This is a genomic window from Streptomyces sp. NPDC005706 (assembly GCF_040631045.1).
Taxonomy (GTDB): Bacteria; Actinomycetota; Actinomycetes; order Streptomycetales; family Streptomycetaceae; genus Streptomyces.
Genome location: NZ_JBEXYS010000002.1, coordinates 373153 through 390985 on the forward strand (window position 1 = coordinate 373153; position 17833 = coordinate 390985).

19 protein-coding genes are annotated in these 17833 nt (G+C 70.2%); 9 read left to right on the top strand and 10 right to left on the bottom strand.

The features are described 5' to 3' along the window. Positions 1-68: 68 nt before the first annotated feature. Together ABZ478_RS05260 and ABZ478_RS05265 are read right to left on the bottom strand one after the other, a co-directional pair. Positions 69-758, bottom strand: coding sequence for a DUF402 domain-containing protein (locus ABZ478_RS05260; protein ID WP_359545505.1), 690 nt, complete (start codon positions 756-758; stop codon positions 69-71). 72 nt (positions 759-830) lie between these two features. After that, complete coding sequence (locus tag ABZ478_RS05265; protein ID WP_359545506.1) at positions 831-2216, bottom strand: class II fumarate hydratase; 1386 nt, start codon at positions 2214-2216, stop codon at positions 831-833. Positions 2217-2399: 183 nt separating this feature from the next. Between ABZ478_RS05265 and ABZ478_RS05270 the strand changes: the two genes are divergently transcribed. Then, entirely contained in the window at positions 2400-2765 is a 366-nt protein-coding gene (locus ABZ478_RS05270) for a hypothetical protein (RefSeq protein ID WP_359545507.1), read from the top strand. A 167-nt stretch (positions 2766-2932) separates the two neighbouring features. On the opposite strand, the gene ABZ478_RS05275 is transcribed toward ABZ478_RS05270, so the two are convergent. Then, positions 2933-4603, bottom strand: coding sequence for a fumarate hydratase (locus ABZ478_RS05275; RefSeq protein ID WP_359545509.1), 1671 nt, complete (start codon positions 4601-4603; stop codon positions 2933-2935). Between the two features lie 168 nt (positions 4604-4771). On the opposite strand from ABZ478_RS05275, the gene ABZ478_RS05280 reads away from it, so the two are divergent. Both ABZ478_RS05280 and ABZ478_RS05285 read left to right on the top strand, forming a co-directional pair. Next, positions 4772-5473 (top strand): DUF1707 domain-containing protein, encoded by a 702-nt coding sequence (locus ABZ478_RS05280; RefSeq protein WP_359545511.1) that lies wholly within the window; start codon positions 4772-4774, stop codon positions 5471-5473. 174 nt (positions 5474-5647) lie between these two features. After that, complete coding sequence (locus ABZ478_RS05285) at positions 5648-6022, top strand: WhiB family transcriptional regulator (RefSeq protein WP_358927426.1); 375 nt, start codon at positions 5648-5650, stop codon at positions 6020-6022. Between the two features lie 75 nt (positions 6023-6097). Here the strand turns inward: ABZ478_RS05285 and glpX are convergent, their stop codons facing one another. Next, positions 6098-7132, bottom strand: a complete 1035-nt coding sequence (glpX, locus tag ABZ478_RS05290; protein ID WP_143627361.1) for a class II fructose-bisphosphatase — start codon at positions 7130-7132, stop codon at positions 6098-6100. Positions 7133-7259: 127 nt separating this feature from the next. Between glpX and ABZ478_RS05295 the strand changes: the two genes are divergently transcribed. After that, complete coding sequence (locus ABZ478_RS05295; protein WP_359545512.1) at positions 7260-7784, top strand: DUF4245 domain-containing protein; 525 nt, start codon at positions 7260-7262, stop codon at positions 7782-7784. A 66-nt stretch (positions 7785-7850) separates the two neighbouring features. On the opposite strand, the gene ABZ478_RS05300 is transcribed toward ABZ478_RS05295, so the two are convergent. The 3 genes from ABZ478_RS05300 to xseA all read right to left on the bottom strand — a co-directional run bounded on the left by ABZ478_RS05300 (position 7851) and on the right by xseA (position 10033). Beyond that, a complete protein-coding gene (locus ABZ478_RS05300; protein ID WP_359545514.1) occupies positions 7851-8441 on the bottom strand; it encodes a malonic semialdehyde reductase in 591 nt (196 codons plus the stop codon). A gap of 137 nt (positions 8442-8578) precedes the next feature. After that, on the bottom strand, positions 8579-8803 hold the full coding sequence (locus ABZ478_RS05305) for an exodeoxyribonuclease VII small subunit (protein ID WP_358927429.1): 225 nt from the start codon (positions 8801-8803) through the stop codon (positions 8579-8581). A 9-nt stretch (positions 8804-8812) separates the two neighbouring features. Further along, positions 8813-10033 carry an exodeoxyribonuclease VII large subunit gene (xseA, locus tag ABZ478_RS05310; RefSeq protein WP_359545516.1) on the bottom strand — a complete coding sequence of 407 codons (1221 nt, stop codon included), beginning with the start codon at positions 10031-10033 and terminating at the stop codon, positions 8813-8815. A 118-nt stretch (positions 10034-10151) separates the two neighbouring features. Between xseA and ABZ478_RS05315 the strand changes: the two genes are divergently transcribed. Further along, on the top strand, positions 10152-11168 hold the full coding sequence (locus tag ABZ478_RS05315) for a 4-hydroxy-3-methylbut-2-enyl diphosphate reductase (RefSeq protein WP_359545517.1): 1017 nt from the start codon (positions 10152-10154) through the stop codon (positions 11166-11168). Positions 11169-11237: 69 nt separating this feature from the next. Next, positions 11238-11999: a polyphosphate--glucose phosphotransferase gene (ppgK, locus tag ABZ478_RS05320; protein WP_359545519.1), complete on the top strand. Its 762-nt coding sequence runs from the start codon at positions 11238-11240 to the stop codon at positions 11997-11999. 46 nt (positions 12000-12045) lie between these two features. Here the strand turns inward: ppgK and ABZ478_RS05325 are convergent, their stop codons facing one another. Further along, the gene (locus ABZ478_RS05325) at positions 12046-12576 is read right to left on the bottom strand and encodes a DUF6542 domain-containing protein (protein WP_359545521.1); all 531 of its coding nucleotides are present in this window, start codon (positions 12574-12576) and stop codon (positions 12046-12048) included. Between the two features lie 181 nt (positions 12577-12757). On the opposite strand from ABZ478_RS05325, the gene ychF reads away from it, so the two are divergent. Together ychF and ABZ478_RS05335 are read left to right on the top strand one after the other, a co-directional pair. Further along, positions 12758-13846 (top strand): redox-regulated ATPase YchF, encoded by a 1089-nt coding sequence (ychF, locus tag ABZ478_RS05330; protein WP_184968237.1) that lies wholly within the window; start codon positions 12758-12760, stop codon positions 13844-13846. Between the two features lie 373 nt (positions 13847-14219). Next, a complete protein-coding gene (locus ABZ478_RS05335; RefSeq protein WP_359545523.1) occupies positions 14220-14627 on the top strand; it encodes a hypothetical protein in 408 nt (135 codons plus the stop codon). Positions 14628-14657: 30 nt separating this feature from the next. Here the strand turns inward: ABZ478_RS05335 and ABZ478_RS05340 are convergent, their stop codons facing one another. Both ABZ478_RS05340 and ABZ478_RS05345 read right to left on the bottom strand, forming a co-directional pair. Beyond that, the gene (locus ABZ478_RS05340; RefSeq protein WP_359545525.1) at positions 14658-15536 is read right to left on the bottom strand and encodes a helix-turn-helix transcriptional regulator; all 879 of its coding nucleotides are present in this window, start codon (positions 15534-15536) and stop codon (positions 14658-14660) included. 259 nt (positions 15537-15795) lie between these two features. Next, positions 15796-16821, bottom strand: a complete 1026-nt coding sequence (locus ABZ478_RS05345) for a hypothetical protein (protein WP_359545527.1) — start codon at positions 16819-16821, stop codon at positions 15796-15798. A 167-nt stretch (positions 16822-16988) separates the two neighbouring features. On the opposite strand from ABZ478_RS05345, the gene ABZ478_RS05350 reads away from it, so the two are divergent. Then, positions 16989-17744, top strand: coding sequence for a Crp/Fnr family transcriptional regulator (locus tag ABZ478_RS05350; protein ID WP_359545529.1), 756 nt, complete (start codon positions 16989-16991; stop codon positions 17742-17744). The last annotated feature ends 89 nt before the right edge of the window (positions 17745-17833 follow it).

Sequence of the window (17833 nt, forward strand, 5' to 3'; positions counted from 1 at the left end):
GGTAGTTGCCTTGCGGATTCTTGCGGAGGACGATCCTACGGTTGTGGGCCGGGGGCGCATCAAGGGTCTCATGAGGACACGTGCGCGGGCGTACGGTCCCAGTCCTCGGGGAGTGACGGTACCGCCCAGGACGGATCAGGGCGCCAGTGCTGCCAGCCGTCGGAGAACGGCGGACCCCAGGCGTCGATCACCTCCACCGCGGCCCGGCCGGCCGCCCGCACCCGCTCGGCGGTCCCCTCGTCCATCAGCCCGTCCCGCTGAGCCTGCGCGAACTCGTCCTCGTCCCGCCAGTGCCAACTGCGGTCCGGATGGACGGAGATGTCCAGGAAGTGATCCTCGGAGTCCACTCCGCCCGCCCAACGGGTCAGCGGATGCTCAAGGTTGACGTACCAGTTCTTGAACTGCCAGCCCGGGTCCCAGAACAGCCACACCGACCAGGGCTCGGCGGGCCGCGCCAGCTTCAGCACACCCGTGCCGAACCACCGGTCCCGCTGCACCGAACGCGGCCTGGTGTAGCGGGTCTCCAGCGGCTCCACGTGCACCGGCGTACCGTCGGCGATCACCGGCTTCACGCACTCGGTACCGGGCGCCATCCACACGGCGAGCAGTTCCGCGTCGTCCCGGACCACGGTGACGGGCCGCGCGATGTGGAAGCGCGCGCCGGCGTTCTCCCGGTACCGCCACAGGATCTGGCTCCCGGGCGTCCAGTAGGTCGCAGGCCCCGCCGCCACTCGTCTCACCGCTCCGTTGTCCGCCATGAACAGATATTAGGTGCCGTACACATACGACGCTGCGGTACGCGTCACGGTTCTACGCGGCGGGGCCGGTCGTCACGGCCGTGTCATCCGCAGGACGTCCAGCGCCTCGTCGAGCTGCTCCAGCGTGAGGTCGCCGCGCTCCACGTAGCCGCCCTCCAGCACGACCTCGCGGATGGTCCTGCGCTCGGCCAGCGACCTCTTCGCGACCTTCGCGGCCTCCTCGTAGCCGATGTACTTGTTCAGCGGCGTCACCACCGAGGGCGAGGACTCGGCGTACTCGCGGGCCCGTTCACGGTCCGCGGTGACGCCGTCCACGGTCCGGTCGGCCAGCAGCCGGGAGACGTTCGCGAGCAGCCGTACCGACTCCAGCACGTTCTTGGCCATGACCGGGAGCATCACGTTCAGCTCGAAGTTCCCGGCGGCGCCGGCGGAGGCGATGGTCGCGTCGTTGCCGATCACCTGGGCGGCGACCATGAGCACGGCCTCCGGGATGACCGGGTTGACCTTCCCCGGCATGATCGAGGAGCCCGGCTGCAGATCGGGAAGCCGGATCTCGGCCAGCCCGGTGCGCGGCCCGGACGCCATCCAGCGCAGATCGTTCGCGATCTTCGTCAGCCCCACCGCGATGGTCCGCAGCTGCCCGCTGGTCTCCACCACCGCGTCCCGGGCGCCCTGCGCCTCGAAGTGGTCCCGGGCCTCGGTCAGCGGCAGCCCGGTGGCCCGGGCGACCTCCTCGATCACCGCGGCGGAGAACCCGGGCGGCGTGTTGATCCCGGTGCCGACCGCCGTCCCGCCCAGCGGCAGCTCCGCCAGCCGGGGCAGCGAGGCCCGCAGCCGCTCCACGCCGTACCGCACCTGGGCCGCGTACCCGCCGAACTCCTGCCCCAGGGTCACCGGCGTCGCGTCCATCAGATGCGTCCGCCCGGCCTTGACGACGTCCGCGAACTCCTCGGCCTTGCGCCCGAGGGCGGCGGCGAGGTGCTCCAGCGCCGGGATCAGGTCGTGCGTGACGGCGGCGGTGGCGGCGATGTGCAGGGACGAGGGGAAGACGTCATTCGAGGACTGCGAGGCGTTGACGTGGTCGTTGGGGTGCACGTCCCGGCCGAGCCGCTCACCGGCCAGGGTGGCGATGACCTCGTTGGTGTTCATGTTGGACGAGGTCCCGGACCCGGTCTGGAACACGTCCACCGGGAAGTGCTCGTCCCACTTCCCCTCGGCGACCTCCCGGGCCGCCTCCTGGATCGCCTCCGCGACGTCCTTGTCCAGCACGCCCAGTCCGGCGTTCACCTTCGCCGCGGCGCCCTTGATCCGCGCCAGCGCCTCGATGTGCGCCCGCTCGATCCGCTGCCCGGACACCGGGAAGTTCTCGACGGCACGCTGCGTCTGCGCCCGCCACTTGGCATGGGCGGGCACCCGGACCTCACCCATGGAGTCGTGCTCGATGCGGTAGTTGCTCATGCCCTTGTCAGCGAACGGGGCGCGGTGGTTGTTCCGGACCGTGGGTCCATTGGCACCACCGGCGTCACCGGGTCGGGGGACCTGGCTCCCGGCCGCCGGGCGGGACATCACGGATAAGTGTGACTATCAGCCCAAGGCGGTGGGTGATTCCCGCCGTACCACGGCTGGCAGGAGGACCGATCGATGCATCTCACTCCCAAGGGTCTGCTCGGCGCCATCACGGCGGTGTCCATAGGCGCGGCGACCCTGCTGGGCGCGGGAGCCGGCACCGCCGGCGCCGCGGGCAGAGTCCACTGCGACCGCGCCGAACGGCCCATCTGGAGCGGCGACCCCAGCCGCAATCTGACGGCCCACGGATGCAGCCTGCCGTCCGGCGAACGCCGCTGGTACCGCGTCGAGGTCGACGACCTGGTGGAGGCCCACCACACGACGGACTATCTGAACGGCCCGGTCGACCGGACCGAGAAGCTGCACGACAGGACCATCAGGTGCATGGGCTTCACCGCCGACGGCGCCACGGTGAACTGGTTCGGCTGCGTGCCGCACTGACTCGCGGCCCGGTCACGGCCGCGGGGGCGGCGCTGCTCCACGGCGAGTCCGGTTCGCCGACCCTCCTGACGCGGTGATCCCGGATCTCGACGCGGTCGTCCCGTGCCGGGAGAACGGCAGAGCCCCCGGCGACGCGCCAGGGGCTCTCCACGGGTGTCGCCGCCGGATCAGCCCAGGCCCGGCCCCCGCACCGGGATGCTGGTGAACGTCGGCTGCGGAGCCGGGTCCTGGAAGAAGTCGTTGCCCTTGTCGTCGACGACGATGAACGCCGGGAAGTCCTCCACCTCGATCTTCCAGACGGCCTCCATTCCCAGCTCCTCGTACTCCAGCACCTCGACCTTCTTGATGCAGTCCTGGGCGAGGCGGGCGGCCGGGCCGCCGATGGAGCCGAGGTAGAAGCCGCCGTGCGCGTCGCACGCGTCGGTGACCTGCTTGCTGCGGTTGCCCTTGGCGAGCATCACCTTGGAGCCGCCCGCCGCCTGGAACTGCGCCACGTAGGAGTCCATGCGGCCGGCCGTCGTCGGGCCGAAGGAGCCGGACGCGTAGCCCTCGGGCGTCTTCGCCGGGCCCGCGTAGTACACCGGATGGTCCTTCAGGTACTGCGGCATGTCCTCGCCCGCGTCCAGCCGCTCCTTGATCTTGGCGTGCGCGATGTCGCGGGCGACGACCAGCGGGCCGGTGAGGGAGAGCCGCGTCTTGACCGGGTACTTGGTCAGCTCGGCGAGGATCTCGTCCATCGGCTGGTTCAGGTCGATGGTGACGACGTCCCCGTCCTGCTCCAGGTGCTCGTCCGTGGTCTCCGGCAGGAACCGCGCCGGGTCCGTCTCGAGCTGCTCCAGGAAGACGCCCTCGGCGGTGATCTTGGCGACGGCCTGGCGGTCCGCCGAGCAGGAGACGGCGATCGCGACCGGGCAGGACGCGCCGTGCCGCGGCAGCCGCACCACACGCACGTCGTGGCAGAAGTACTTGCCGCCGAACTGCGCGCCGATGCCGATCCGCTGGGTCAGCTCGAAGACCTTGTCCTCCAGCTCCTTGTCCCGGAAGCCGTGGCCGAGCGGCGAGCCCTCGGCCGGCACGTTGTCCAGGTAGTGCGCGGAGGCGTACTTGGCGGTCTTCAGCGCGTACTCGGCGCTCGTGCCGCCGACGACGATCGCCAGGTGGTACGGCGGGCAGGCGGCCGTGCCGAGCGAGCGGATCTTCTCCTCCAGGAACTTCATCATGGAGGCCTCGTTCAGGACGGCCTTCGTCTCCTGGTAGAGGAAGGACTTGTTGGCGGAGCCGCCGCCCTTGGCCATGAAGAGGAACTTGTAGGCGCCGCCGTCGGTGGCGTACAGCTCGATCTGCGCGGGGAGGTTGGAGCCGGTGTTCTTCTCCTCCCACATGGTGAGCGGAGCCATCTGCGAGTAGCGCAGGTTCAGCTTCGTGTAGGCGTCGTAGATGCCGTGGGAGAGGGCCTTCTCGTCCTGGCCCTCGGTGAGGACGTTCTGGCCGCGCTTGCCCATGACGATCGCGGTGCCGGTGTCCTGGCACATCGGGAGCACGCCGGCCGCCGCGATGTTCGCGTTCTTCAGCAGGTCCAGGGCGACGAACTTGTCGTTGCTCGAGGCCTCGGGGTCGTCGATGATGCGGCGCAGCTGGGCGAGGTGGGCCGGGCGCAGGTAGTGCTGGATGTCGTGGATGGCCTCTTCGGCGAGCTTGCGCAGCGCCTCCGGCTCCACCTTGAGGAACGTCCGCCCGTCCGGCCCCTCGACGGTGGACACGCCTTCCGAGGTCACCAGCCGGTACGGGGTGGTGTCCTCGCCCTGGGGAAGCAGATCGGTGTACGCGAACTCAGGCATCTCAGCCCATTCCTCACTCTGACGGACGGCTGCCCGCCGACGTTGGCGGGCCCCACCAGCGTAGAACCTGCCATCGGCGCGGAACCTGTGAGGTGGGGCTCAGTTCGACACGCCCGGGGTCGTCCACACCCCTAGTCGCGATCTATCGCGTTTCGGTACGCTGCTGCCGTGGACCTTCAGAAGCACGCCCAAGCCCGGGAAGGGGCCCTGGCCCCCGCCGACCTGCGCGCCTCGGACGCCGACCGCGACCGCGTCGCCGACATCCTCCGCGAGGCCCTGGCCGAGGGCAGGCTGACCGCGGACGAGCACGCCGAGCGCGTGGAGGGGGTGCTGCACGCCAAGACGGTCGGCGAGCTGGAGGTCTTCATCCGCGACCTTCCCGCGGCCCATCACGGGCCCGCGGCGCCCGCCCACGCTTCGGTGCCGCCCCGTCCGGCTCCCGGCGCGATACCGACCGAGGCGGACGCCAATGTGGTGGCCGTCTTCAGCAGCGTCATGCGGCGGGGGCGCTGGCGGGCCGGGCGCCGGCTGCACGTCTACGCGGTGTTCGGCAGCGTCGAGATCGACCTGAGCGAGGCGATCTTCGAGTACCAGCAGGTCGTCATCAAGGCCGTCTCGGTCTTCGGTGACGTGCAGATCCGCGTGCCGGAGAACGTCTCGCTGCGCGGCACGGGGGGCGGTGTGCTGGGCAACTTCGAGGTGGCTCCGCTCGATTCGGCCGAGCCGGAGGCGCCCGTGATCTACGTCGACGGCTGGGCCGTTCTCGGCAACGTGGAGGCGCGGCCCAAGCGCGGCAGGCTGGTGGCGGACATCCTCGACCGTGTCCAGAACAAGGTCGACCGGAAGCTGCGCAAACACCTGGACCGCTGACGCCCGCGCATCCGCCGCGGCCGGAAGCGTGCCGTCCGGCCGGCGGCGGGGGCGTGGGGGCGTGAACAGGACGGCGTGCGCCCGCGGTTGGGAACGCTGTGCATAGGCGCGCGCACAGCGGGTAGGCCTTGCTGCATCGTCGCTCGCTCGCGAAGCCGTCGTCAGGAGTAGACCGTGCTGCAACCGCCGCATTCGTCCCTGCAGGTCGCTGCCGTTCCGGCCCAGCGGGTGCCAGTGCGAGACAGGGACCAAGACGCCCCCTGGCACACCGAGGCGGTGTGCCGGCGTGACGAGGCCGGCCTGTTCTTCGCCCCGTCCAAGGAGCCGACGGCCGCCCGGCTGTCCCGCGAGGAGGCGGCCAAGCGCGTCTGCGCGCGCTGCCCCGTCATGGTCGAGTGCCGCGAGCACGCTCTGCTCCAGCCCGAGCCGTACGGCGTCTGGGGCGGCTTGACGGCGGCCGAACGCCGTGTGGTGCTGGCGCGCCGCCGTCGGCGCGAGGTGGAGCTGAAGAAGGCGGCACGGGCGACGGCGGACCGCATAGCCGGCTAGCTGTGGGAACGGGCGCCCTCTCCGCACAGAGGGCGCCCACCGGTTCGCGGGGGAGCGGGGCTCACCCGGGTCGGGTCACTTCGCCCGGTCGAAGTCGATCGCGCTGTAGGCCCGCAGCTTGCTCAGCCGGTGCTCGGAGTCGATCCGCCGCACGGTGCCGGACTTCGACCGCATCACGATGGAGTCGGTGGTGGCGGTCTCCGACCGGTACCGCACCCCGCGCATCAGTTCGCCGTCGGTGATGCCGGTGGCGACGAAGAACACGTTCTCGCCGGTGACCAGGTCCTCCGTGGTCAGAACGCGGTCCAGGTCGTGCCCGGCGTCGACGGCCCGCGCGCGCTCCTCGTCGTCCTTGGGCCACAGCTTGCCCTGGATGGTCCCGCCGAGGCATTTCACGGCGCAGGCCGAGATGATGCCCTCCGGGGTGCCGCCGATACCGAGCAGCAGGTCGATGCCGGTGCCCTCGCGCAGGGCGAGGATGGAGCCGGCGACGTCACCGTCGGAGATCAGCTTGATGCGCGCGCCGGTGTCGCGGATCTCCTTGATGATGCCTTCGTGCCGGGGCCGGTCGAGGATGACGACCGTGACGTCCTCGGGCGTGCGGCGCTTGGCCTTGGCGACCCGGCGGATGTTGACCGACACGGGCGCGTTGATGTCGACGAAGTCGGCGGCCTCGGGGCCGGTGACCAGCTTGTCCATGTAGAACACGGCGGACGGGTCGAACATGGCCCCGCGCTCGGCGGCGGCGAGGACCGCGATCGCGTTGGGCATGCCCTTGGCGGTGAGGGTGGTGCCGTCGATCGGGTCGACGGCGATGTCCACCTCGGGGCCGGTGCCGTCGCCCACGTGCTCCCCGTTGAAGAGCATCGGGGCCTCGTCCTTCTCGCCCTCACCGATGACGACGACGCCGTTCATCGAGACGGTCGAGACGAGGGTTCGCATGGCGCGCACCGCGGCGCCGTCGGCGCCGTTCTTGTCGCCCCGCCCGACCCAGCGGCCGGCGGCCATGGCGGCGGCTTCGGTCACCCGGACGAGCTCCAGGGCGAGGTTGCGGTCGGGTGCCTCGGAGGGCACATCGAGCTCGGACGGCAGATGATGATTCTCGGTCATCGGAGCGCACCTTTCTGATACGACGACGGCCGGATGAGGGTGTTGGTCCCGACTCTATCGTTGAGCGGACAAAATGAGCAGGGGACCCCACGGATGAGCGCCCCCGGCACCTGCGACGATAGAGGGCGTGGCAGGTACCAACGGCAAGCAGAAGACGGTCCGGGACATGATCCTCTCCCTGGGCCTCATCGGGATCGCGGCGGCGGTCATCTACGTCTTCGTCCCGCACGACGATCACGCTCCCGACATCAAGCGGGTCGACTACCGGGTCGAGCTGGAGACGGCGCGTCGTGCCGCGAGCTACCCGGTGGCCGCCCCCGAGGGCCTGCCCGGTGCCTGGAAGGCGACCTCGGTGCGCTTCCAGGGCGAGAACTCCGACCGCTGGCACCTGGGCTTCCAGGATCCCGAGGGTCAGTACGTACAGGTCGAGCAGTCGGCTCAGAAGCGGTCCGACTTCATCCACCAGGCCAGCCAGGGCTCGAAGGCGACGAAGCGGACCGAGCGGATCGGCGACCGTACGTGGACGCGGTACACCGGCGGCCGCTACGACGCCCTGGTCCTGGAGGACACTCCCGGCTCCACCACGGTGGTGGCCGGCACGGCCCCCTTCGACCGGCTGACGAAGATGGCGGCGGCCCTGAGGATGTCCTGAGCGCCCTGCCCGAGCACGCGAAGAGGCCCCCGGTGCTGCCGGGGGCCTCTTCGCGTGCTCGGGAGGTCAGACGGTCGTGATGACGTCCTCGTACGCCAGGCGCGGCGAGCGCGGGTACCAGGCGTCCGGGCCCGGCCGGCCGATGTTGACGACCATCAGCGGGGTGTGGTCGTCGTCCAGGAACTCCTTGCGGACGCCCTCGAAGTCGAAGCCGGTCATCGGGCCGGCGGCGAGGCCGGCGGCGCGGACGCCGACGATGAAGTAGCCGGCCTGGAGGGCGGCGTTCATCGCGGCGGAGCCCTCGCGGACCGGGCGCTCGGCGAAGAAGAGGTCCTTGGCCTGCGGGAAGGCCGGGAACAGGGCCGGCAGCTCCTCGTGGAACTCGTTGTCCGCGGAGAGGATCGCGACCAGCGGGGCGGCGGCGGTCTTGGCCTGGTTGCCCTCGGACATGTGCTTCACCAGGCGCTCGCGGGCCTCGGGGGAGCGGACCAGGGTGATGCGCAGCGGGGTCTGGTTGAAGGCGGTGGGGCCGTACTTGACCAGGTCGTAGATCGCCTGGACCTGCTCCTCGGTCACCGGCTCGTCGGTGAAGGTGTTCGCGGTGCGGGCCTCGCGGAACAGCAGGTCCTGGGCGGCGGGGTCAAGAACGAGAGACATGCGTGACTTCCTCGGGTTCGCGTCCGGTCCGGGGTGCCGGGCCGGCTGACGCGTACGACCCTACGGCAAAGTTCAACCTTCAACCAAACCGATGGCGTGGTGACACCCGGCACAGCGCCGCGTGCCGTCCCGACGCCCTACTCGGCGTCCTCCTCCTCGGTCTCCTCGGCCAGGGCCGCGTCCAGCCGGGCCCGCGCCCCCTCCAGCCAGCGCCGGCACACCTTGGCCAGCTCCTCGCCCCGCTCCCACAGCGCCAGGGACTCCTCGAGCGTCGTACCGCCCGTCTCCAGCCGCCGTACGACCTCGATCAACTCGTCCCGGGCCTGCTCGTACGACAGCGCCTCGTCCACCTTGCTGGTCATCCACCCACCCTAGACATCGACATCGGCATCGACGCGGACACCGAACTCGCCCTCGGCGACCCGCGCCCGCAGCACCTCGCCCCCGGTCACTTCCTCCGGGTCGCGCACCACGTGCCCGTCCGCCCGCTGCAGCACCGCGTAGCCACGCCTGAGGGTGGCGGCCGGGGACAGGGCCACCACGCGCGCGTGCGTGTGCGTCAGCTCGGAGTCGGCACGGTCCAGGAGGTGACCGAGCGTGCGCCGGCCGCGGTCCAGCAGCGACGCCACATGGTCGGCGCGCTCGTCGACCATCCGGTGCGGATCCTCCATCGCGGGCCGCGCCAGCGCGTGCGCCAGCCCCCGTTCCTCCCGCTCCACGGCCGCCGACACGCACCGCCGGGCCCGGTCCCGCAGCATCCGCACCCGCTCGAACTCCTCGCCCACGTCCGGCACGACCTTCTTGGCGGCGTCGGTCGGGGTGGAGGCGCGCAGGTCGGCCACGTGGTCCAGCAGCGGGTTGTCCGGCTCGTGCCCGATGGCGGACACCACGGGCGTACGGCACTGGGCCACCGCGCGCACGAGCTGCTCGTCGGAGAAGGGCAGCAGGTCCTCCACGCTGCCGCCGCCGCGGGCCACGACGATGACGTCCACGTCGTCCAGCCCGTCCAGCTCCTTGACCGCCTGCACGACCTGCGGAACGGCGTGCACACCCTGCACGGCCACGTTGCGCACCTCGAAGCGGACGGCGGGCCAGCGGTGCCGGGCGTTCTCCAGCACGTCCCGCTCCGCGGCGGAGGCCCGCCCGCAGACCAGCCCGATGAGCTGCGGCAGGAACGGCAGCGGCTTCTTGCGCTCCGGCGCGAACAGCCCCTCGGCCGCCAGCGCCTTCTTGAGCCGCTCCAGCCGGGCCAGCAGCTCACCGACGCCCACGGGCCGTATCTCGGCGGCCCGCAGCGAGAGCTGCCCGCGCGGCGCGTACCACTCCGGCTTCGCCAGGACGACGACCCGGGCGCCCTCACCGACCACGTCGGCCACGGCGTCGAACACCTGCCGGTAGCACGTCACGCTGACCGAGATGTCGTGCGAGGGGTCCCGCAGGGTCAGGAACACCACCCCGGCGCCCGGCCGCCGCGAGAGCTGCGTGATCTGCCCCTCGACCCACACCGCGCCCAGCCGGTCGATCCACCTCCCGATGAGCCGCGAGACCTCACCGACGGGCAGAGGCGTCTCGGGCGACGTGTTCACAGCCATGCCGCGAGCGTAACGGCGGGCACCGACAAAAGGCCCCGCCCGCACGCGCGCCCGCGCGGGACCCGTAGGACCGGCCGCGCGGGCACGCGATCCCGGAGCCCGTGAACACACCCTTACGATGGGTCCCATGACCGCTTCGTCTGGCCGCCGTGTCCTGCTCGCCGCCCCCCGGGGCTACTGCGCCGGTGTCGACCGCGCCGTGATCGCCGTCGAGAAGGCCCTGGAGCAGTACGGGGCCCCGATCTACGTCCGGCACGAGATCGTCCACAACAAGTACGTCGTGCAGACCCTGGAGAGGAAGGGCGCCGTCTTCGTCGAGCGGACGGAGGAGGTGCCGCCCGGCAACATCGTGATGTTCTCCGCGCACGGCGTCGCCCCGGTCGTGCACGAGGAGGCCGAGCGAGGCCGGCTGGCCACGATCGACGCGACCTGCCCGCTGGTCACCAAGGTCCACAAGGAGGCCGTGCGGTACGCCAAGGAGGACTACGACATCCTCCTGATCGGGCACGAGGGCCACGAGGAGGTCATCGGCACCTCCGGCGAGGCCCCCGAGCACATCCAGCTCGTCGACGGCCCCGAGGACGTCGCCAAGGTCGAGGTCCGCGACCCCTCCAAGGTCGTCTGGCTGTCCCAGACCACCCTGTCCGTGGACGAGACCATGGAGACCGTCGACGCCCTGAAGACGAAGTTCCCGGGCCTCGTCTCCCCGCCGAGCGACGACATCTGCTACGCCACGCAGAACCGCCAGCTCGCCGTGAAGCAGATGGGCGCCGAGGCCGAACTGGTCATCGTGGTCGGCTCGCGCAACTCCTCGAACTCCAAGCGGCTGGTCGAGGTCGCCAAGCTCGCCGGTTCCCGCGCCGCCTACCTGGTGGACTTCGCCGACGAGATCGACGAGGCCTGGCTGGAGGGCGTGACGACCGTCGGTGTCACCTCCGGCGCCTCCGTCCCCGAGGTGCTGGTCGAGCAGGTCCTGGAGTGGCTCGGCGAGCGCGGCTACGGAGACGTGGAGATCGTCAAGGCCGCCGAGGAGTCCATCACCTTCTCGCTGCCCAAGGAGCTGCGCCGCGACCTGCGCGACGAGGCGGCGACCCTGGCCGCCGAGCGCGGCGGGACCGGCTCCTCCGGGGCGTGACCTGCACGTCCGGGCCGTGACCGGCATCTCCGTGGCGTGACCGTCGGTCGCACGTCGTAACGTGGTGCCATGCAGATCTTCGGCGTGGACATCGGTGGATCCGGGATCAAGGGCGCCCCTGTGGACCTGGACAAGGGGGACCTGGCCCAGGAGCGCTGCAAGGTGCTCACCCCGCACCCGGCGACGCCCGACGGCGTCGCCGACGGGGTGAAGCAGGTCATCGACCACTTCGGCTGGACCGGCCCGGTGGGTCTCACCTTCCCCGGAGTGGTCACGGGCGGGGCCACGGTCCGTACGGCGGCCAACGTCGACAAGGGTTGGGTCGACACGGACGCGCGCGCGTTGTTCGGCGGCCGGCTGGGCGGCCTGCCGGTGACCGTGGTGAACGACGCGGACGCGGCGGGCGTCGCCGAGATGCAGTTCGGCGCCGGCCGGGACCGGCGGGGCACGGTCATCCTGCTCACCTTCGGCACCGGTATCGGCAGCGCCGTCTTCGTGGACGGCGTCCTGGTCCCCAACACCGAGCTGGGCCACCTCGAACTGAACGGCCACGAGGCCGAGAAGCGGGCCTCCAGCAAGGCCAAGGAGGACCACGACCTGAGCTGGGAGCAGTGGGCGCGCAGGGTCGGGAAGTACCTCGCCCACGTCGAGATGCTTTTTTCGCCCGAGCTGTTCATCGTCGGCGGCGGGGTCAGCCGCAAGGCGGACAAGTTCCTGCACCTCATCGAGGGCGTGAAGGCGGAGATCGTGCCGGCCCAGCTCCAGAACAACGCCGGCATCGTCGGGGCGGCGATGCACGCGGCGCAGGCACAGGCGCGGCTCGGGGGCTGACCGGCCACGGGCTCGGGCCCGGGAAGGACGGCGCGGGACCCGCCGGTCAGGCACGGCTCCGGCGGGCCCGCACCCACAGCACCCGGCGTACCAGCACGATGACCCCCGCGAGCAGCGTCCCCCCGTACAGCCAGCCCGCCTGAGTGGCGAGCCCGGTGACCAGCCCCATCAGCCGCCCGAGCAGTCCCCCGGTGCCGTCCGCGACGGGGAACAGGCCCGCCGCGAAGGCGATCGGCACGACGACCGGGGCGGTGAGCAGGTCGCCGCCGCGGACCCACAGCGCGGTCAGCACGCACACCGGCAGGAACAGCACGCCGTACAGCGTCAGGGACGCACCGAACATGAGCTGGTCCAGCAGACCGAGCAGGATCATCACGGCCGTGCAGAACAGTCCCCCGCCGAGCCCGGTGAGCCGCAGCCCCGCCGGCTGCCCGTCCGGCCCCCCGGCACTCGCCGGCCGTCCGTCCGCGGGCCGCGCCCCGCGCGGCACCGGCCGGCGTACCTGCGGCGGCAGCGACGCGGGCGGTGTGCCGCGTCGCCGTCCGTTGTTCGGGGGTCGGCTTCTGCGCTGCTCCATTGGACCAACTTAGGTCTGCTTATGTGCTCAATCGGCCCTCAGACACGCCGGTGGGCGCGGCTCGGCCGGACGTCCCGCGCTCCCGCGAGCCCGCCGTCGCGGACGCCGTAGACTGGTGGATCGGCCAGTGTCTCTGGCCCCTGGCAGCCCCTGGCCCCTCTCATCTACGGGAAGTCGCAACGTGTCGCTCACGATCGGAATCGTCGGCCTGCCCAATGTCGGCAAGTCGACCCTGTTCAACGCCCTGACCAAGAACGACGTGCTGGCGGCCAACTACCCGTTCGCCACGATCGAGCCGAACGTCGGCGTGGTCGGTGTCCCTGACGGCCGCCTCGCCAAGCTGGCGTCGATCTTCAAGTCCGAGCGCATTCTTCCGGCCACGGTGGACTTCGTCGACATCGCCGGCATCGTGCGCGGTGCGTCCGAGGGCGAGGGCCTGGGCAACAAGTTCCTCGCGAACATCCGTGAGTCCGACGCGATCTGCCAGGTCATCCGTGCCTTCAAGGACGAGAACGTCGTCCACGTCGACGGCAAGGTATCGCCGAAGGACGACATCGAGACGATCAACACCGAGTTGATCCTCGCCGATCTCCAGACCATCGAGAAGGTCCTGCCCCGGCTCCAGAAGGAGTCGCGGATCAAGAAGGACATCGCTCCCAAGGTCAAGGCCGTCGAGGAGGCCAAGGAGATCCTGGAGAAGGGCGACACGCTCTTCGCGCACGGCATCGTCCAGGGCACCGAGCGCAACGAGCTCCTGCACGACCTGCACCTGCTCACCACCAAGCCGTTCCTCTACGTCTTCAACGTCGACGAGGACGAGCTGGTCGACGAGGACTTCAAGAACGAGCAGCGCGCGCTGGTCGCCCCCGCCGAGGCGATCTTCCTCAACGCCAAGCTGGAGCAGGACCTCGCCGAGCTGGACGAGGAGGACGCGCTGGAGCTCCTGGAGTCGGTCGGCGCCGAGGAGCCGGGCCTCGCCACCCTCGCCCGCGTCGGTTTCAACACGCTCGGTCTGCAGACCTACCTCACGGCAGGCCCCAAGGAGTCCCGGGCCTGGACGATCAAGAAGGGCGCCACGGCCCCCGAGGCGGCCGGTGTGATCCACACCGACTTCCAGAAGGGCTTCATCAAGGCCGAGGTCATCTCCTTCGGTGACCTGGTCGAGACGGGCTCGGTCGCCGAGGCCCGCGCCAAGGGCAAGGCCCGCATGGAGGGCAAGGACTATGTGATGCAGGACGGCGACGTCGTGGAGTTCCGCTTCAACGTCTGATCGCGCACGAGGAGGGGCCGGGCTCGGGAGAGTCCGGCCCCTCCTCGTTCTCCGCCCGGCGGCGGGCCGAGGCGCCGCCGAGTTGAACATCACCGGAAACGACGTAGATTCGTAAGTGGACCGCCTGCGGACCGGCCGGCGACCGACTCGATCGAGAGTCCGCCTGGAAGCAGTTCACCGTGGGGCCAGGTCCGTCGCACAAGATTCCGGTCGTTCTTCCCCTGCTCGTCCGGGCCGACGACGGGGCGAGCGGTGTTCGTCGCAACGGGAAGAAACCGCGTCGAGGGTATGTGGGCCGCGCCGTGGCAGCGGCAGGGCGGCGGGACGCTCACGTCCGCGAGGATGATCATGATGACCCAGAAACCACAACGTCATGCCCGGGCCCGATGATCACGGCGGTGTGGCGCGGCAGCGGCAACTCCGCGATGTCCGAAGCCACTTCCGCGCAGGCAACGGTGTTGTCCGGCAGGGTCTGGAACGTGTCACCGGCGGCCCCGTCGCGCTGGACCGGGCGGCCGTCATCCGGATCGGTCTCTGGCTCACCTGGCCGGCCGTGCTGCCGGGGGAGTGGGTGCGGCGCCGCGACCCCTGGCAGGTCTGGTCCCTGGGCGCCCGCGGCTCGCCGCGCTCGTCGGCCGCCAGGAACGCCGGATCGGACGTCGCCGGTATCGCCCTGTGGGCGTTCCTCGCCGTGGTGATCGTCGTGATCACCGGGCTCGGCGAACCGGGACCGAACTGGGCTTTACGGCTATGGGGCTTCGCCCTCGCGGCGACGGCGTGAACGGCCGTTTTGTTGCACGGGCTTCCGGTCTCACCTCCAGGCCTGTCCCAGCGCGCGCTGGGACGGGGCCTGCACCCGGTCGTAGCGCCAGGCGAGCGCCGTCAGTTTGTCCTCGGTACCGGTGCCGGGCTGCGGAGTCTCCAGAATGACCCGCCGCCCCGAACGATCGTCGACGACGAGCGTGGTCTCCTCCAGCGTCATGGGCCCCACCAGAGGATGTCTGACCTCGCGGGTGGTGACGCGCTGCTTGCCGATTTCGTGCCACCGCCACCAGGCGCGGAAATCAGCGCTGCTTTCGCTCAGTTCGCGGACCAGAGTGGTGAACCACGGCTCGTGCACATAAAGTCCGGTCGCCGAACGGAACTCGGCGAGTATCGAGCGGGCGCTCGGCTCCCAGTTCTGCATCAGTTCGCGCATGTGGTCGCTGAAAAAGAGCCATAGCAGATGGCGGTGGGCCGGCCTTGTCGCGGCCGGATCGCCATAAACGTCGGTTCGTGCCTGGTTCCAGGCGAGAATGTCGAACCGGGGGCCGAGGGCGAATGCGGGATGCGGGATTTGGCTGTCGAGGATGCGTTGGAGCGTCGCCGTTACCCCATTCGCGGGTACGGTCGCGCTGGAACGGGCGTCCCTGGTCGCCAGCGTCAACAGATAGTCGTGTTCTTCGCCGTTGAGCCTGAGGGCCCCGGCGAGCGAGTTGAGGACCTGGTCGGAGACCCGGATCTTGCGCGCCTGTTCGAGCTGGGAGTACCAGCACGAGCTGATGCCCGCCAGGTCGGCGACATCTTCCCGTCTCAGGCCGGGTGTTCGCCGCGAGGGGCGTGGGGGAAGGCCGACCTCTTCCGGTTGGAGGGCCAGTCGTCGTGTCCTGAGGAAGTCCGCGAGCTCCGCTCGCCGTGGTTCGTCATTCATCCGGCGTTCCCCCTGGTGGGCGACTGGTGCGGATTCTTCTCCATCCAAATACCCCTGCTCCTAGGATAGTCGGTTTCTGTGTTTCGCGCGTCCGAAGGGCCTGCTGGGGGCGGCGTCCGGAAATCCGGCCCCGGTTGCCGCGGTGTCAGTGCGCGTGGCTCCTCAAGAGCTGCATATGGGGGCGTTGTTGAGCTCATTCCGTCGCCGTCCCGCCGCTCGGGGGCTTTTTGCGGACGGCTGTTGCCGATAACCCCGAGTCCTAGGATGAGCGGTTTCTTGATGGGTGTTGTGACGCGTGTGATCCTGCTAAAGGCGGCGTTCGACCGTTGCCTGGTGCTGATCGCAGGTGCCGGTCACGGGGGAACGGCTGTCTTTCGTTCCGCGGGTCGAAGGGAGAAAGGTCATGCGTGGCAAGCGGTACCTCACCCGGCTCAGCCCAGCGCTCATCGCTGCTGCTCTGGCGTTTCCGGCGGGCTTCGCCGGAGAAGCGGTCGGCGCTGCACCTCCAGCCGCTGTGGTGGCATCGACCCACCAGAAGGCGCCCGCGACCACGGACCTCGCCCGGCAGCGCCCGTGCAAGCAGCGCCCGTGCAAGCCGGTAGTGCGGCAGCAACAGCAACAGCAGCAGCAGCGGGGCCGGGTCCAGCAGGCCCGGCAGCAGCAACAGCAGCAGCAACAGCAGCAGCGGGGCCAGCAGCAGCAACAGCAGCAGCAACAGCAGCAGCAGCAACAGCAGCAGCAGCAGCAACAGCAGCAACAGCAGCAACAGCAGCAACAGCAGCAGCAACAGCAGCAACAGCAGCAGCAGCAGCAGCAGCAGCAGCAGCAGCAGCAGCAGCAGCAGCAGCAACAACAACAGCAGCAGCAGCGCGGCCAGCAGCAGCAACAGCAGCAACAGCAACAACAGCAACAGCAACAGCAGCAGCAACAGCAGCAGCAGCAGCAACAGCAACAGCAGCAGCAGCAGCAACAGCAACAGCAACAGCAGCAGCAACAGCAGCAGCAACAGCAACAGCAACAGCAACAGCAACAGCAGCAACAGCAGCAACAGCAGCAGCCGGGCCAGCAGCAGCAGCAGCAGCAGCAACAGCAGCAGCAGCAGCAGCAGCAGCAGCAGCAGCAACAACAGCAGCAGCAGCAGCAACAACAGCAGCAGCAGCAGCAACAGCAGCAGCAGCAGCAGCAACAGCAGCAGCAGCAGCAACAACAGCAACAACAGCAGCAGCAGCAGGCCGTCTGAGTCGCCGCCGAGCTGTCTCAGCGCACCAAGAGGGCCGGGCTCCACAGAGCCCGGCCCTTCCGCGTTCCTCCGCTCGGCGGCGGACGGTATGTCCGCCGACCCGCCTCGCCGACCCGCCTCCCGGAAAACCTCGGAAATCTCAAGATCGTATCCGGACAATGGTCGTGTACGGGGGTCGGGGTGAGATCGGGGGGCATATGGGACGCGATGCCGTGCCTGGAGACGCGAAGTCCATCGTCCGGGGCAACAGCAGCACATGGCCCACGCAGAGCTTCCTCGCGGGACTGGAACGCCCTGTCCTGGACGCCCTTGTCGACGCCGGTGAACTCACCGCCTACCGCAGGGCGCAGCCGCTCATCCGGCAGGGCGACTCGGACACGGACGTCCTGCTACTGCTCTCCTCGTGCGTGAAGGTCGTCTCGACGCTGCCGCAGGGCGGCCACGCCCTGCTGGCGGTCCGGGTCGGCGGAGACGTGGTGGGCGAGCAGGCCGCGCTGGACGGCGGGCTGCGGTCGGCGAGCGTGGTGGCCTGCGGGCTCAGCCCGGTCCTTGCCGTTCGCCTGGCACGCGCGGAGTTCGAGCGCATCCTGTCCGGCTGTCCGGCGGGAGCCTTCGCGCTGGCGGCGTCCGTCAGCCGGAAGCTGCGTGCCTCGACCCGGCGCCGCGTCGACTACACCTCCTTCACCACGCCGACCCGCCTGGCCCGTGTCCTGCTGGAGATGGCCGACGACTACGGCCATGTCACCTACGGCGGCTCGGTGGTCATCGGCGTGGACCTCACGCAACTGGAGTGGGGCACCCTCATCGGCGTGAAGGCCTCCTCGGTCGAGCGGGCGCTCCGTGAACTGCGGGACAACGAGATCGTCGCCGCCGGTGCGGGGCGTATCACCGTCCGGGACATGGCGGCGCTGCGTGCCCTGGCGCTCCCCGGCGAGAGCCCGAAGCCGCCCCGGCGGTCCCTCATTTGACGGGCGAACCCCTCACATCCGTCACCCCTGCCCATACTGCTGCCCACCAGGAGCCCCTGCGCCGCGCCGGCGCGGGAAGCGTCCGCGCT